Genomic DNA, 15,105 nt, shown 5'->3' on the forward strand with positions numbered 1-15,105 from the left:
AACATTGACATTAAAAAGGGATATCCAAACTACCATCTAAGGCATGAAGTTGCGCTTTAAACAATGACTGAATGCTGGCCAAACTTAATTCATCTTTCGCTTCAAATCGAGCCACCAAACAAGGCGTCGTATTTGACGCTCGAATAAGGCCCCAGCCATGGGCAAATTCTACCCTTAAGCCATCAATTGCAATCAATCGCGCATCTGGAAATTGAGCTTGCTCACTTAGGCGCTGCATAAATAAAAACTTGACCTCATCAGAAATAGGAATTTTGATTTCAGGCGTATTGATACTATTTGGAATTTCTTTAAATTGCTTGCTGACGGAAAGGGAGGAACGGCTTAAAATTTCTAATAAACGGCATGCGCTGTATATCGCATCATCAAATCCATACCATCGTTCTTTAAAAAAGAGATGACCGCTCATCTCACCGGCCAGTACTGCGTTTTCTTCACGCATAATGGATTTCACAATGGAATGGCCCGTTGGACACATGCGAGCCACTCCTCCAGCTTGCTCTATAAATTGTGCTAAGTGGCTTGAGCATTTCACATCAAATACAATGGATGCCCCTGGGTTTCGACTTAATACATCCTGGGCATAAAGCATCATCAAGCGATCAGGCCAGATCAACTCGCCTTCATTGGTTATAACGCCTAAGCGATCGGCATCGCCATCAAACCCGAAGCCAATATCTGCGTTATGTTTAGCTACGGCGGCTTTTAAATCCGCTAAATTGGATTCAATGGTAGGATCGGGGTGGTGGTTGGGAAAGCGGCCATCAACATCACAATACACTTCAATGACTTCGCAGCCTAGTTGCTTAATAATCGTAGGAGCTATTGGGCCTGCCATGCCATTGCCACTATCGATCACCACTTTTAATGGCCGATGTATTGTAATATCCCCAACGATGCGGTGAATATAATCGGCAGCGATCTCAAGCGCATGGTATTGACCTTGACCTTCAATAGACTCCAGCGCTTGATTTAATTGATATAGGTGATCAATATCCGCATTTGCGAGAGTTTTACCGGCCAATACCATTTTAATGCCGTTGTAATCCGCGGGATTGTGGCTGCCTGTGATCATTAACCCACAATCCATTTCATAATTGTGAGTTGCAAAATACATCATGGGCGTTGCAACAACGCCTAAATCAAATACATTGATGCCACTGTCTAATAATCCCTGGGTTAGGGCACTCGCCAGAGAATCACTGGTTAAACGCCCATCTCGGCCTAGGAATAAGCCGGTTCGATTGAGTCCATGCAAACGACAACTAATTGCCTTACCGATACTATAAAAAGCATCTTCATCCAAATGCTCACCAATCACGCCTCGGATATCGTATGCCCTAAATACGCTACGAGCAACGCGCTTATGTTGATAACGGCGTTTCATTCATTCTCTCCCTGAGCTGCCAAATCCACCATCCCCTCGCTTACTTTCATCAAAGGAGTCAACCATCGTAAAAGCAGCTTTAACTATCGGTAAAAAAACGAGTTGAGCAATGCGATCACCAGGGTTTATCGTAAAATGCTCTTCATTACGATTCCAACAGGATATTTTAAGCTCCCCTTGATAATCAGAATCGATTAAGCCCACTAAGTTACCCAAGACAATCCCATGTTTATGCCCCAGTCCAGAACGAGGTAAAATTACCGCCGCTAAATTGGGATCGGCAATGTAAACCGCCAACCCTGTGGGTAGTAAGACGGTCTCACCGCCTGCAATTTGCAACGGCTCATCAAGACAAGCTCTTAAGTCTAGGCCCGCAGAGCCAGGAGTAGCGTAAGTCGGTAATGGAAAACGATCACCAACGTTAGGATTAAGAATTTTTAATTGGATTGCTTTTTCCATGTTATTCCTTAAATAAACGTTATCACTGTCTTTAATTAACGGTGGGAATTTTGGATCATGGGCTTGTTTGCTAACGCTCTGGATTCTTTTCTCAGCACGTTTAATTAACCTCTTAACCCTTTTGATTAGGGGTATTCTGCAGGGTTGATGCGATGATTGCAACAATTTGACCCGCCAATCGAACTTTATGCACCAAAGGAAGATCCATGTGTTGCTCATTAGAAATCACCGTCACTTGATTTACATCGCCATCAAACCCTTTATTCTTACCCACTTCATTGGCAATAATCATATCAAGCTGTTTCTTCTGCAATTTAGCGCGAGCATATTGCTCCACACTGGAGGTTTCGGCTGCAAATCCCACCACGAAAGAAGGCATACCGCTTTCTACAGCAAACGATATAATATCCGGGTTTTCTTGTAATTCAAGCGTGGTATCCATTTGATTATTTTTTTTAATTTTCTGCTCTGCAACAATTTTTAACCGATAATCCGCCACCGCTGCAGCGCCGATGAAAATCACATCTTTTTTTAAATGCTGTTTCACTGCATTAAGCATCTCTTCAGCGCTTTCGACGGAAACAAAAGAAATCCCCTCAGGGGGTCTTAACGCCGTCGGCCCGCTAATTAAAGTCACATTAGCTCCAGCCATTCGAGCCGCTTTTGCCAGCGCATACCCCATTTTTCCAGAGCTTTTATTGGTTAGGTAGCGGACCGGGTCAATGGCTTCACGAGTTGGACCTGCAGTAATTAAGACGTCTTTGCCCTTTAAGCAGGGTTTAATTTCCACTAAGCGCAAGGCATCAATAATCTGATCGACTTCACTCATACGACCATACCCTTGTTCGCCGCAGGCTTGTGACCCTTCCTCGGGGCCAACGACCACAACACCGCGTCTTATCAATGTTTCATAATGTTCTTGCGTTGCGGGATGAGCCCACATGCTGCGATTCATGGCCGGACAAATAACCACAGGAGTTTCTACCACGAGATACAGGGTTGAAAGCAAGTCATCCGCGAGGCCACATGCTAATTTAGCCATACAGTTGGCGGATGCTGGAGCAATCACCAAATAATCCGCCCATCTCGCTAATTCAATGTGGCCCATGGCGCGTTCGGCTTGTGAATCAAACAGTTCGGTTCGAACCTCATGGCCAGATAAAGCTTGCATAGTCATAGGTGTGATAAATTCTTGTGCAGAGTCCGTCATGACCACCCGAACATTGGCGCCTAACTGGGTTAGTTCGCGCACAAGATAGGCAGACTTATAAGCGGCAATGCCACCACAAACCGCCAACACAATATTTTTATTTGAAAAATCTTGCATATTCATTCGATTTTGGATAGAAAACTTCAGGATATTCTAACCTTGCTATCATAATAAAGGAATAAAGATGATTTGCTCAAATTCAGCACGTCCGTTGCAGCTTCGTGAAACTCTGTTAACCTATGGTGCGCATAGCTTATCCGATATTGAGTTGCTTGCCGTTTTTATTGGTTCTGGAAACCGAAACCGCTCTTGTCTTAATTTAGCCCAAGATTTGATTCACCAATTTGGTGACTTAAGAGCCCTTCTCAATTCGGACTTTGAAACCTTTCAAACGGTCCCTGGTTTAGGCATGTCCAGATACGCTCAACTACAAGCCGTGCGTGAGATGTGTCGTCGCAGTGATTACATTGATTTAAAACACCTTACGCAATTAACCAACACCCAGCAAACGTATGAATTTCTAAAACGACAGTTGCGCGACAAAAAAAATGAAACGTTTGTCAGCATTTTTCTGGATAATCAAAATCGCGTTATCGCCTATGAGGAGCTTTTTACCGGAACCATTAATACTGCCTTCGTTCATCTAAGACCGATTATCGAGCGAGTACTGAAACTAAACGCTGCCGCCATTATTCTTGCCCATAATCACCCTTCTGGGCATGCTAATGCGAGTCAAGGCGATTTGATGGTAACCAGACGTATAAAAAAGGCGCTGGAACTGATTGATACCCAACTGTTGGATCATCTCATCATTGGTGATAATGAAGTCTATTCCATAATAAGAGAAGAAAAAAACCACTGCAATTAGGAATAATTTTAAAAATAGTCTAATCTTCAGAGACATACTGATAAGGGAGAATCTTAATGAAACGAAATGCAACAGCGATATGGAATGGCGGTTTAAAAGATGGGAAAGGCCAATTAACGACAGACAGCAAAATATTATCGGAAACGGCCTATTCATTTAAAGATCGGTTTGAAGACGGAAACAACACCAATCCAGAAGAGTTAATTGCAGCAGCCCACGCAGGCTGTTTTTCCATGGCCTTATCCGGTCAACTGGCAACCTTTGATTTAGTTGCCGATTACATCAAAACCACCGCCACCGTGACCCTTGAAAAATCGGAAGATGGATTTGAAATTCCCACCATTCATTTATCTGTCAACGCTCGTGTTCCCAATGCAACCCACGCTACATTCGATAAAGCCGCTGAGAACGCTAAAACAGGTTGTCCAGTATCTAAATTAATGAACGCGAAGATTACCATGGATGCCACATTGGAAGAGTAATATACCCGTAATCTTTCAAAATGCGTGTTTTTAGGCGCTTTTATTTTTTGAACTATCGCATTTTAAACGTAACGGGGGGTTACTTCTCCATAACGTAACGGCCAGGGGCATCCTCTAAAATTCGATATCCTTTTTCGGGTGCTCCTATGCCAGGTGGTGTAATTTTCTTTCCTGAGTGCTTGGCTAACCATTGATGCCATTTTGGCCACCAAGAGCCTTTATGGCGTTTATGTTCCTGATACCATGTTTCAGGAGCTATATAAGCCGTATCCGCTCGTGTTTTGCCAATGCGATAACTTCGTCCCTTGTGGCCTGGCTCAGAGACAATACCGCCATTATGGCCTCGGTTGGCAAGCACAAATGTAATATCAACTGTACTGGTGTAAAGATGGATTTTATAAACGGATTTCCAAGGCGCAATATGATCTTGTTCTGTAGAAACAACAAACAGGGGTGATTTAATATCTTCCAAGGCAACCGGTTCGCCATCAATGATATAGTCGCCTTCCGCTAAGTCATTATTGAGATTGAGCTTGCGTAAATATTCCGTCTGCATTTTATAAGGTAGCCGTGTGGTGTCTGCATTCCAAGCCATTAAATCATTCAATGGCAATCGCTCTCCAAGCAAATACCGCTGCACACCTTTAGACCAAATTAATTCTTTAGGTCGCAACAGTTCAAACGTGGCAGACATTTGATCGCCGCGCAAATAGCCTTGTGTGAACATAATATCTTCAAGATAACACAGTTGATTTTCATCAATAAACGTCATTAATTCCCCAGCTTCTTCGAAGTCTGTTTGTGCGGCAAATAACGTAATGGTTTTCAAACGGTCATCATGATGACGAGCCATGTAAGAGGCGGCCATGGAGAGTAGCGTTCCTCCAATACAATAACCTGTGGCGTGAATATTATCTCGTCCTGTAATGCCATTAATTGCATTGATGGCTTCTAACGCTCCTTTTTTTATATAATCCTGCATGCCGTAATTTCTATAACTAGCATCTGGATTTTTCCAAGAGATCATAAAGACCGTGTGCCCCTGTTTAACTAAATAATTAACCAACGAATTATGAGGTGATAAATCTAAAATGTAATATTTCATAATCCAAGCTGGAATGATTAAAACTGGCTCAGGATAAACCGTCTCAGTTTGAGGCGCATACTGAATTAATTCGATTAAATCGTTTCGATAGACGACTTTGCCTTCTGTTATGGCCACATCTTTCCCGACTACGAACTCTTTTGCTCCAGCGACTGGCTCCCCCTTGAGGTATCGCCAGAAATCTTCTTGAAAATTTTGCCACCCATCGATTAAATTTTTTCCTGAAGTTTCCAACGTTTTTTCTAACACAGTGGGATTTAGTAGTGGATTATTTTCAGGTGAAAGCGCATTAATCCATTGATAACGTATAAACGAAACCAATTCGCGGTGATCTTTGGCCATACCCCGAATTTGGGAAGCTTCCTGCCACCAGTCTTCCCAAAGCATAAAACTATTAGCTACGGCACAATAAGGCCATTCTCGCCAACCTTCATCTTTAAATCGCTCATGAAATCGCTTGTCTTCAATATCAAAACAATTTGTATTTTTATTGGCTGCGAATTCGCTTAGATTTTGATAAAAATCATTCATTTTATCAAAAGCGCTTTCCATCAATTGCAAGCATCGATTAGGTGCGATCGTCGTATGTGCCCACCAATCAGTATAAGCAATTAAAATTGCTGCCGGGGATAATCCTGTCGTGAGTTGACCGAGTTGCGCGTGAAAAATGCGATCGAGAAATTCTGCCCGCTTGGCTTTATCTTCTTGCAACATGGCGTTTTCAAAGGTAGTTAAGTTTTTGGAGAGCCGCGTCATTAGCGCATTAAAATAATTTTCTAAAATGTGTATCTTTTCAGAAAGGGTAAACACTCCGGCATCCTCTTTCGAATGTTTATTAGACATTTCCAATCCCTTTTTTTATTGCATTGCACAATAATAGATTAGTCTAATAATTAGTTTCTGCCAAGAAGAATGATTGTTTGATCGTGCGGGAAAGGGGTTTATTCATTAACCGTTCAATTAACATAATTTGGTTTGATTTGCATCTTTTTGTGTTTTTTTGATTCTTGTCGTAAAATAATTATTAAGATCATACGCCAAGGATTAGGCCATGAAAAAAACAATCATTCTTTCTCTTATTTTGATTTTCACAAGTATTCAATTAACCGGCTGCGGATGGGGTGGATGCAACAACCTATGCGGCGGAAATAATTATGTGTTTAGCGCTCAAGGTGCAAGCTGTTGCAGTGGACTGCCTTGGTAGAAATCATTCTGCTTCACTTCATTTGCAAATGACGACACTTTCTAGCTCATTGTTAAAAATGACCATAGTCCAATCATGAAAGCGTCATTAAATAAGGCATCATCGTCCTCACACAGTATCTTGGCTATGACCCCAAGATACTTCAATTAGCTCGTGACATAGAAAAGCTTATTTGCTATGTTCGCCGCTTTTGAAAAATTAGAGACACTCTCCTAGCGAACGTCTCTAATATGACTTAATGAGCATTACCCCTGCCTTTACGGAGTCCAGTATGAAACTGTCTAATATTCGCGGGTTTTACCCCTTTATGATAGTGGTATTTTTGAATACCTTCGTTGATATCGGCCATAAGATTCTTATTCAGGATACCCTTTATCAAACCGCCACTGGAAAAAGCTATACCATTTTAGCCGCGATAGTAAATGGGCTTATTTTATTGCCCTACATGTTTTTATTCACTCCATCAGGCTTTCTTGCCGATAAATTTCCAAAAGCGACCACCTTAAAAATCACGGCTGCAATAGCTATCCCTCTAACGATTCTCATAACCTTATGTTATTACCAGGGGTTTTTCTGGGGCGCATTTGCTTTGACCTTTCTTCTAGCGGTACAAAGCGCCATCAATTCGCCAGCAAAATACGGTTATATTAAGGAACTGTTTGGTAAAGAACATATTTCACAAGCCAATGCCTTGGTCCAAACCTTAACTATTGTGGCAATCTTAGGTAGCACTTTTGCCTTTACCTTGATCTTTAGCCATTTTCTTAAATCGTTAAACATGAATACGGTGATGGATCATTCGAGACTACTTAAAGCCTTCGCTCCCGCGGGATTTTTATTGATTATTAGTGCATTATTGGAAAGCGCATTAACTCTTCGTCTTCCTAAACAGCCGGCCGTAGACCCATCCTCTAATTATGAAGCCAAACATTATTTTAAAGGCAAATACCTGGCTTCTTATCTGACAAAAGCCACCCAAAATCCCATTATTATCACTTGCATGCTTGGGCTTGCGATTTTTTGGGGATTAAATCAAGTGCTTTTAGCCACCTATGGCGCTTTTTTAAAAGACCACTTAAGCAATATCAGTGTAGTGTTTGCGCAAGGTTCACTTGCATTTGGAGGCATAGGCATTGTTCTGGGGGCTTTATACGCCGGCCGACTTTCAAAAGGATTCATCGAAACAGGCATTATTCCCATAGCCACGATTGGCGCTGCTGTTTCTCTTTTCATCCTACCTACCCTCTCCAATCCTTTAGCGATCCTTGCGCTATTTTTCTCTTATGGGTTCTTAGGTGGCATGCTTATTGTTCCATTAAATGCATTGATTCAATTTAATGCGACTAAGAAAGACCTGGGTAAGATTTTATCGGCCAATAATTTTATACAGACGTGTTTTATGTTTGGTTTTTTAGTTCTAACCGCTTTATTTAGTCTAGGAGGGTTAGAAAGTGTTTATTTCTTGTATGCATTAGCCACGGTTGCCTTAGCCGGTGCCATCTATGCGTTGTTCGCGCTCCCACAATCGCTCATTCGTTACTTGGTCTATTGTGTGGTTTCTAAATTCTATTCAGTAAGTGTTTATCAACTGAATCATTTGCCCTCGACAGGAGGAATCTTATTGCTCGGAAATCATACCAGCTTTATTGATTGGGCAGTTTTACAAATTGCATGTCCCCGTCCCATTCGGTTTGTCATGGAGCGCTCAATCTATGAAAAATGGTATTTAAAATGGCTGTTGAAACAATTCAAGATTATTCCTATTGGCAATTCAGCCAGCAAAGACGCGCTGAGAGAAATTCATGCTGCATTGAATAAAGGCGAAGTCATCGCGCTCTTCCCTGAAGGACGCTTAAGCCGAAACGGTCAAATAGGAGCCTTTCATTCGGGCTTTGAGCGAGCCGCTGAAGAAACCAATGCTGTAATCGTCCCTTTCTATCTCCATGGGCTTTGGGGAGCGAAAACTTCCTATGCCACGGAACATTATAAAGATTTAGCCAAAATGAATAACCGCAGAATCAGTGTGATCTACGGCCAACCTATGTCTAATCATGCCTCAGCGCTCGAAGTGCGACAAAAGGTTCGTGAGTTATCCATCAAGTCCTGGAAGTACTTCACCAATGAAATGGATTCTATCCAGTTAGAATGGTTTCGCATGGCCAAACATCAAGGCAATGCTATTTCTTTAATTGATTCAAGCGGTAGTCGATTCTCGGCGCATAAGTTACTTGCCGCTGTGATCTATTTTGCTAAAAAACTCGCTCCTAAAATGGACGATCAGTCCAATATTGGTATTATTTTACCGGCGAGCGCCGCGGGAGTCATTGCCAATTTAGCGGTTCTTTGTCGTGGTAAAACCGTTGTGAATTTAAATTATACCGCCGGTGAGCATGCTTTAAACTCAGCCATTGGACAAGCAAACATCAAAACGATTATTACCTCTTCTACTTTTCTAGATAAACTAAACGATAAAGGATTTAATCTTTCCAACCTAGCTCATACCACCGACCTCATTCATTTGGAAGACTTAAAAAAGAAAACCGCAAAAGTGAGCATCGCAAGAAACCTTTTGGCGGTAAAATTATTACCTGGATTTTTGCTGAAACCCTATTTTATCAAACAATCTGACGTAAACAGTGTGGCTGCGATTTTATTTAGCAGTGGCAGTGAAGGCAAGCCGAAAGGGGTTGAACTAACCCACCGCAATCTTCTTAGCAATATTAAACAAGTCACCAGCGTTTTTGCCATTCAGGAAGACGATGTGATGTTGAATTCTTTGCCCTTGTTTCATGCCTTTGGTCTAACCATGACGACATTGGTGCCTTTAATTCAAGGATTAACCATGGTTTGTTATCCTGATCCAACCAATGCACTTGCCATCGCCCGTCTAATTTATAGTCATCGCATCACGATGTTTTGTGCTACTTCTACATTTTTAAGCATGTATAATCGCAATTCTAAGATTCATCCCCTCTTACTAAAATCATTGCGATTGGTTATTTCTGGAGCTGAAAAATTATCCCCTACGGTTCGTGAAGAATTTAAAAATAAATTCAATCATGACATTTACGAAGGGTATGGAGCTACCGAAGTAGCACCGGTTGCAAGTTGTAATCTTCCAGACGTAATCTCTCCAGCCGATTGGCATATTCATCAGGGCAATAAACCTGGCACGGTTGGTTTAGCGTTACCTGGAAGCGCCTTTCGTATTGTCGATCCTGACACTTTAATCGACTTACCTATCGAAGAAGAAGGACTCATTCTGATTGGGGGCACCCAAGTCATGCGTGGCTATCTCAATGATCCTAAAAAAACCAATGAAGTTCTTATTAAAGATGGTGATATCGTCTGGTATAAAACAGGAGATAAAGGACGTCTTGATGAAGAGGGTTACTTAACCATCGTCGATCGCTATTCAAGATTTGCAAAAATTGGCGGAGAAATGATTAGCTTAGGCCAAGTTGAAGCACAAGTGAGTCAATTGTTTAATGATCCCGAACTGGAAGTCATTGCGGTCTCACTGCCTGATGGCAAAAAAGGAGAATGCATAGGACTTATCTACAGTGGCAAACAAGCCCCTGAACACTTGATGTCACGATTAAAAGCGTCTGATATCCCGCGGCTTATGTTACCAAATACATTAATGCCCCTTGAAGTCATCCCAAAATTGGCTAGTGGCAAAAAAGATTATTCAACCGCGAAACAGCTAATTTTATCGAATTTGGCTCAGCCAATCGCAGTATAAGCCTAATAGGTTCTAATTTTGATCTTTTTACATTAAAATTGTTTTCATTTTGCAGTACATGGGTAAATTTTGATTACAGAACTTACGCTTGGACAAACCTCATTTCCGGTAAATTTAATCCAAGGTCCTTTGGCTGGCATCAGTTGCGCGCCTTTTCGACGCCTATTCTGGAAGTACACGAAACCTGCATTTACCTGCACTGAAATGATTTCCTGTGAAACGCTTATCAATGGCTCGAACAATAATCATCGCTTTGTCGCCAAAAGTCTAGATGAGGGTCCAGTTTGCTTCCAGTTATCCGGGCGAGAGCCTAAGAAAATTGCTGAAGCCACCAAAATCGTCACCGACTATGGCGCGGATTTAATCGATTTGAATTGTGGTTGTCCAGTGAATAAAATTCGCTCTAGAGGAGCGGGATCTAAGCATTTAACGAACCCCGCTAATTTATACGAAGCGATAAAGGCTATGAAAACAAACACTCATGTGCCCATATCGATTAAAATTCGTGTTGATGGCCATAGCTCGGATCAATATAACCAAGAAATCGTCAAAGTAGTCGCAGAAGCGGGCGCGGACTACTTAATTGTCCATGGCCGCCATTGGACTGAGCATTATGAAACACCATGCAACACCGATCAAATCCAATTTTTTGTTGAAGAACTTAACATTCCAGTCATTGGTAATGGCGATATCGCTTGTATTGATTCGCTAAGGAATATGTTTGCGACGGGGTGTGCTGGGGTAATGATTGCGCGCGCAGGAGTTGGCCAACCTTGGCTCATCGCTCAGCTCATCGCCGAATATAACAACCAGCCCTTCTTCAAACCCTCTTTTCCTCAAATCAGCGAATTGTTTCTTGAGCACATCACCGAGCTTGCCAAACTGTTAACCAGTGAAAAATTTGCCGTGATTCAAGCTAGAAAGTTCGCCAAATATTATGCTCGCGGCTTACCACAAAAAACAGCCTTTATAATCGAAGTAAATCAGTGCGAATCTTTAAGTCATCTGGAAGGTATATGTAATCGCTACTTTAGCGATGTATACCTGTGATCTTTCAAAATGCGTGTTTTAGGCGATTAACTTATTGCGGTATTCGAGCGTTTCAAAAACAATTGAGTATAATACCCCCACCCCTTGCTATCATGAGCAATTCCAATTCCCGTTAAATTATAATCACCCAGTATATTCCTACGATGTCCAGGGCTAGCTATCCAGGCGTCTACTAGCTTTTTTGGACCATATTTATAATAAGCCACATTCTCTGCCCCACCCTGACAGTATTTAATTTGCTTGTATAAAGCACTAATACGCTGACTAAAATTTTGATGCTCAAATGGAACACGCTTTTTCGCCATGGCCACACTATGCGTTTCAGCAATCTTTGAAATCGTTGGCATTAATTTTAAGGGGGAACGATGATGTTTTACACGATATTCGTTCACATAATATAAAACTTGCTGCTGATATTGTGCATCAGATAATTGATGAGAGTGGCCTTGCGCAGCAAAGGTAAGATTAAACCCGACCAAGAGAGTTGACGCAAAAAACCAATAGGCAATATTTTTCATGAATTAAGATTAATTCATTAACATTAAAAACCAGCTATTTTGATAATATTTAAAGCATTTGTCTATGTTTTTGTAACGCTCAGTTTTCCTATTCCCGCTCTAGAAAGTACCCGCTAGGAAGATTAAGGTGGCTTAAAATAAAGCATTTGAAAAGAAATAAATTAACTCATATAGTTATAAAAATTTTTTTATATCAAGTTCCCTATATTATGAGAGAAGAATTTAAACATACTTATTATCTTTTTTTATTAGCCTTAATCGGCTATTTCATAAAATATGGACTTAATGTTTTTTTGGCTCGCAATCTTGAAGTCCATCTTTACGGGAATTTTAGTGTTGCAATTAGGCTTTTAAATATTTTAATTACTATAGTTTTATTTGGAACTAATATCAGTTCCCAACGATTTTTGGCCAATTACTTGCGTACAGAGGAAAAAAATCAAGCTGAACAATACATTGCTTGGAATCTTAAATTAATTGGGCTTACCTCGTTACTCTGTATTGTTCTCGCAGGATTATCGTTAACCATTATGCTTTTTTTGGACCACCTTGGAGTCCACGACTTTGATCAATACCATTTAGCGCTGTATATGTTCTGGATAGCGCCGATCGCAGCTTTTGTCATACTAGCCAGCAACTATTTTCTTAGTAGCGAGCAAGTTTATTTTTCTACAGCGCTCTCTGGAATATTACGTTATTTGGTTCAACTGATTTTCTTTGCCATAGCAATTTTGTTTCTTGGAACAACCTTAGATAACATTACTATTACGGGCACCTTATTTCTCTCCTTTTTATTCTTAGCCATCTTTAGTACTTTGACATTAGATAAAAATATATTATCAATGATGGCTTTGGCCGTTAAAAAAGCAAAAACCGTTCCTGTTTACCAAAATGAATGGTTTCCTAAATCAGTCTCATATATTTCAAGCTCAATTATTTACTTGCTTATTTCTGCTATGGACTTAATTATCATTGAAGTATTTGCATCAAACGAGTCTGATGTTGGTCATTATGCTGCTGCCTTAGCAATTACGGGTATCTTATGGTTGCTGCCCGGTAAATTATATAAAAGGTTAAAACCACATATTGTCTCCTTATTACAAACTCCTGAGGGTTTAAAAATACTGCAGCAAAAATTAGATGCAACGAATGTCGCTGTGACTTCAATCTACATCATTTTGACGAGTGCACTCCTTTATTTCTCATCAACCTTATTATCCCATTTTGGTCCATCTTATGAGGACGCACGCAGTTGCGTGATTATTCTAAGCCTGGTTATTTTTCTTACTGGTCAAATGAGTTTTAGTAATGTTTTATTAATATATAAAGGCCATGAACGACTTATATTCCGTTCAAACCTCATGGAATTATTGGCCCTATGTCTTTTTGTTCCTCCAGCAACGATTTATTATGGGATTAATGGCACGGCGGCTGCCACAGGCACAATAATCCTAATTAAAAGTTTTACTTCTAGTTTGTTGGTTAGAAAATATATTCACATACGCAGCACATTGCTGTTTTAAAACAAGGGATTTAAAAGCTTCGCACTATGCGGGCTGACTTAAGCCGCTTTCTTGCCATATTTCAATATGCTCTTCCAAATAGAGTAGAGCCAGCTCTATTGCGAGTTTTTAAACAACACAAGGGCGAAAAAATGGATAGCATAAAAGTCGCATTTTGATGTTGATTGAGTATATAGTTATAAAAATTTTTCTATCAAGTTCCCTATATTATGAAACAAGAACTTAAACTTACTTATTCTCTTTTTTTATTAGCCTTAATGAGCTATTTCATACAATATGGACTTAATGTTTTTTTGGCTCGCAATCTTGAAGCGCATCTTTACGGAAACTTTAGTGTTGCAATCAAGCTTTTAAATATTTTAACAACGTTAATTTTATTTGGAACTAATGTCAGCTCCCAACGATTTTTGGCCAGTTACTTGCGTACTGAGGCAAAAAATCAAGCTGAACAATACATTGCTTGGAATCTTAAATTAATTGGGCTTACCTCGTTACTCTGTATTGTTCTCGCAGGCTTATCGTTAACCATTATGCTTTTTTTGGACCACCTTGGAATCCACGACTATGATCAATACCATTTAGCGCTGTATATGTTCTGGATAGCACCGATCGCTGCTTTTGTCATGATGGCCAGCAATTATTTTCTTAGTACCGAGCAAGTTTATTTTTCTACAGTGATTACTGACATATTACGTTATTTGATTCAACTGCTTTTCTTTGCGTTAGCAATTTTGTTTCTTGGCACAACCTTAGATAACATTGCGATTACAGGCATTTTATTTCTGTCCTTTTTATTCTTAGCCATCTTTAGTACTTTGACATTAAATGAAAATATATTGTCAATGATGACTAGAGCCGTAAAAAAAACAAAAACCATTCCTGTTTACCAAAATGAATGGTTTCCTAAATCAGCCTCATATATTTCAACCTCAATTATTTACTTGCTTATTTCTGCTATGGACTTAATTATCATTGAAGTATTTGCATCAAACGAATCCGATGTTGGCCATTACGCTGCTGCCTTAGCAATTACCGGTGTCTTATATCTGCTTCCAACTAGCTTGTATCAAGGATTAAAACCACAAATTGTCTCATTAATTCAAACCCCTGAGGGCTTAAAAATACTGCAAAAAAAATTAGATGTAACAAATGTCGCGGTGACTTCAATCTACATTATTATAACGAGCACACTCCTTTATTTCTCACCAACCTTATTATCCCATTTTGGTCCATCCTATGCTGACGCACGCTATTGCGTGATTATTCTAAGTCTGGGTATTTCTCTTGCCGGCCTAATGAGCTTTAGTAGTATTTTATTAATTTATACTGGATATGAACGACTTATGTTTCGTTCACATCTCATGGATTTATTCGCTCTATGTCTTTTTGTTCCACCAGCAACGATTTATTATGGAATTAATGGCACAGCGGCTGCCACAGTAGCAATAATCCTAATTAAAAATTTTACCTCTAGTTTGTTCGCTCGAAAATATATTCACATACGCAGCACATTGCTGTTTTAAATTCGTCGATGCT

General features: G+C 40.3%; 11 protein-coding genes. 6 read left to right on the forward strand and 5 right to left on the reverse strand.

The window, feature by feature from the left end; genetic code table 11:
- Positions 1–10 precede the first annotated feature (10 nt).
- From E1O47_RS07310 to coaBC, 3 genes are all read right to left on the reverse strand, one after another.
- Positions 11–1,405, reverse strand: coding sequence for a phosphomannomutase/phosphoglucomutase (locus E1O47_RS07310; RefSeq protein WP_133130609.1), 1,395 nt, complete (start codon positions 1,403–1,405; stop codon positions 11–13).
- Complete coding sequence (dut, locus tag E1O47_RS07315) at positions 1,406–1,864, reverse strand: dUTP diphosphatase (protein ID WP_133130610.1); 459 nt, start codon at positions 1,862–1,864, stop codon at positions 1,406–1,408.
- A 112-nt stretch (positions 1,865–1,976) separates the two neighbouring features.
- Entirely contained in the window at positions 1,977–3,191 is a 1,215-nt protein-coding gene (gene coaBC, locus E1O47_RS07320; RefSeq protein WP_133130611.1) for a bifunctional phosphopantothenoylcysteine decarboxylase/phosphopantothenate--cysteine ligase CoaBC, read from the reverse strand.
- Positions 3,192–3,258: 67 nt separating this feature from the next.
- Between coaBC and radC the strand changes: the two genes are divergently transcribed.
- Entirely contained in the window at positions 3,259–3,942 is a 684-nt protein-coding gene (gene radC / locus E1O47_RS07325; protein ID WP_133130612.1) for a RadC family protein, read from the forward strand.
- A 56-nt stretch (positions 3,943–3,998) separates the two neighbouring features.
- Positions 3,999–4,424 carry an OsmC family protein gene (locus E1O47_RS07330; protein ID WP_133130613.1) on the forward strand — a complete coding sequence of 142 codons (426 nt, stop codon included), beginning with the start codon at positions 3,999–4,001 and terminating at the stop codon, positions 4,422–4,424.
- Between the two features lie 79 nt (positions 4,425–4,503).
- On the opposite strand, the gene E1O47_RS07335 is transcribed toward E1O47_RS07330, so the two are convergent.
- The gene (locus tag E1O47_RS07335) at positions 4,504–6,372 is read right to left on the reverse strand and encodes a PHA/PHB synthase family protein (RefSeq protein WP_207384303.1); all 1,869 of its coding nucleotides are present in this window, start codon (positions 6,370–6,372) and stop codon (positions 4,504–4,506) included.
- A gap of 632 nt (positions 6,373–7,004) precedes the next feature.
- On the opposite strand from E1O47_RS07335, the gene E1O47_RS07340 reads away from it, so the two are divergent.
- Both E1O47_RS07340 and E1O47_RS07345 read left to right on the forward strand, forming a co-directional pair.
- A complete protein-coding gene (locus E1O47_RS07340) occupies positions 7,005–10,478 on the forward strand; it encodes an acyl-[ACP]--phospholipid O-acyltransferase (RefSeq protein WP_165475069.1) in 3,474 nt (1,157 codons plus the stop codon).
- A 69-nt stretch (positions 10,479–10,547) separates the two neighbouring features.
- Positions 10,548–11,528 (forward strand): tRNA dihydrouridine synthase, encoded by a 981-nt coding sequence (locus tag E1O47_RS07345; protein WP_165475070.1) that lies wholly within the window; start codon positions 10,548–10,550, stop codon positions 11,526–11,528.
- 26 nt (positions 11,529–11,554) lie between these two features.
- On the opposite strand, the gene E1O47_RS07350 is transcribed toward E1O47_RS07345, so the two are convergent.
- Positions 11,555–12,046 (reverse strand): CAP domain-containing protein, encoded by a 492-nt coding sequence (locus E1O47_RS07350; protein ID WP_242602050.1) that lies wholly within the window; start codon positions 12,044–12,046, stop codon positions 11,555–11,557.
- A 209-nt stretch (positions 12,047–12,255) separates the two neighbouring features.
- Here E1O47_RS07350 and E1O47_RS07355 point away from each other — a divergent pair, with 209 nt between their 5' ends.
- Both E1O47_RS07355 and E1O47_RS07360 read left to right on the forward strand, forming a co-directional pair.
- Complete coding sequence (locus E1O47_RS07355) at positions 12,256–13,569, forward strand: lipopolysaccharide biosynthesis protein (RefSeq protein ID WP_133130616.1); 1,314 nt, start codon at positions 12,256–12,258, stop codon at positions 13,567–13,569.
- A gap of 209 nt (positions 13,570–13,778) precedes the next feature.
- The gene (locus E1O47_RS07360; protein WP_133130617.1) at positions 13,779–15,092 is read left to right on the forward strand and encodes an oligosaccharide flippase family protein; all 1,314 of its coding nucleotides are present in this window, start codon (positions 13,779–13,781) and stop codon (positions 15,090–15,092) included.
- Positions 15,093–15,105: the final 13 nt, after the last annotated feature.

This window comes from Legionella yabuuchiae, from assembly GCF_900640115.1.
Classification (GTDB): domain Bacteria; phylum Pseudomonadota; class Gammaproteobacteria; order Legionellales; family Legionellaceae; genus Legionella_A; species Legionella_A yabuuchiae.

What these genes read in the sequence shown, in the direction of transcription:
- E1O47_RS07310 (WP_133130609.1), bottom strand. Translation starts at nt 1,405, where the DNA reads ATGAAACGCCGTTATCAACATAAGCGCGTTGCTCGTAGCGTATTTAGG.
- dut (WP_133130610.1), bottom strand. Translation starts at nt 1,864, where the DNA reads ATGGAAAAAGCAATCCAATTAAAAATTCTTAATCCTAACGTTGGTGAT.
- coaBC (WP_133130611.1), bottom strand. Translation starts at nt 3,191, where the DNA reads ATGCAAGATTTTTCAAATAAAAATATTGTGTTGGCGGTTTGTGGTGGC.
- radC (WP_133130612.1), top strand. Translation starts at nt 3,259, where the DNA reads ATGATTTGCTCAAATTCAGCACGTCCGTTGCAGCTTCGTGAAACTCTG.
- E1O47_RS07330 (WP_133130613.1), top strand. Translation starts at nt 3,999, where the DNA reads ATGAAACGAAATGCAACAGCGATATGGAATGGCGGTTTAAAAGATGGG.
- E1O47_RS07335 (WP_207384303.1), bottom strand. Translation starts at nt 6,372, where the DNA reads ATGTCTAATAAACATTCGAAAGAGGATGCCGGAGTGTTTACCCTTTCT.
- E1O47_RS07340 (WP_165475069.1), top strand. Translation starts at nt 7,005, where the DNA reads ATGAAACTGTCTAATATTCGCGGGTTTTACCCCTTTATGATAGTGGTA.
- E1O47_RS07350 (WP_242602050.1), bottom strand. Translation starts at nt 12,046, where the DNA reads ATGAAAAATATTGCCTATTGGTTTTTTGCGTCAACTCTCTTGGTCGGG.
- E1O47_RS07355 (WP_133130616.1), top strand. Translation starts at nt 12,256, where the DNA reads ATGAGAGAAGAATTTAAACATACTTATTATCTTTTTTTATTAGCCTTA.
- E1O47_RS07360 (WP_133130617.1), top strand. Translation starts at nt 13,779, where the DNA reads ATGAAACAAGAACTTAAACTTACTTATTCTCTTTTTTTATTAGCCTTA.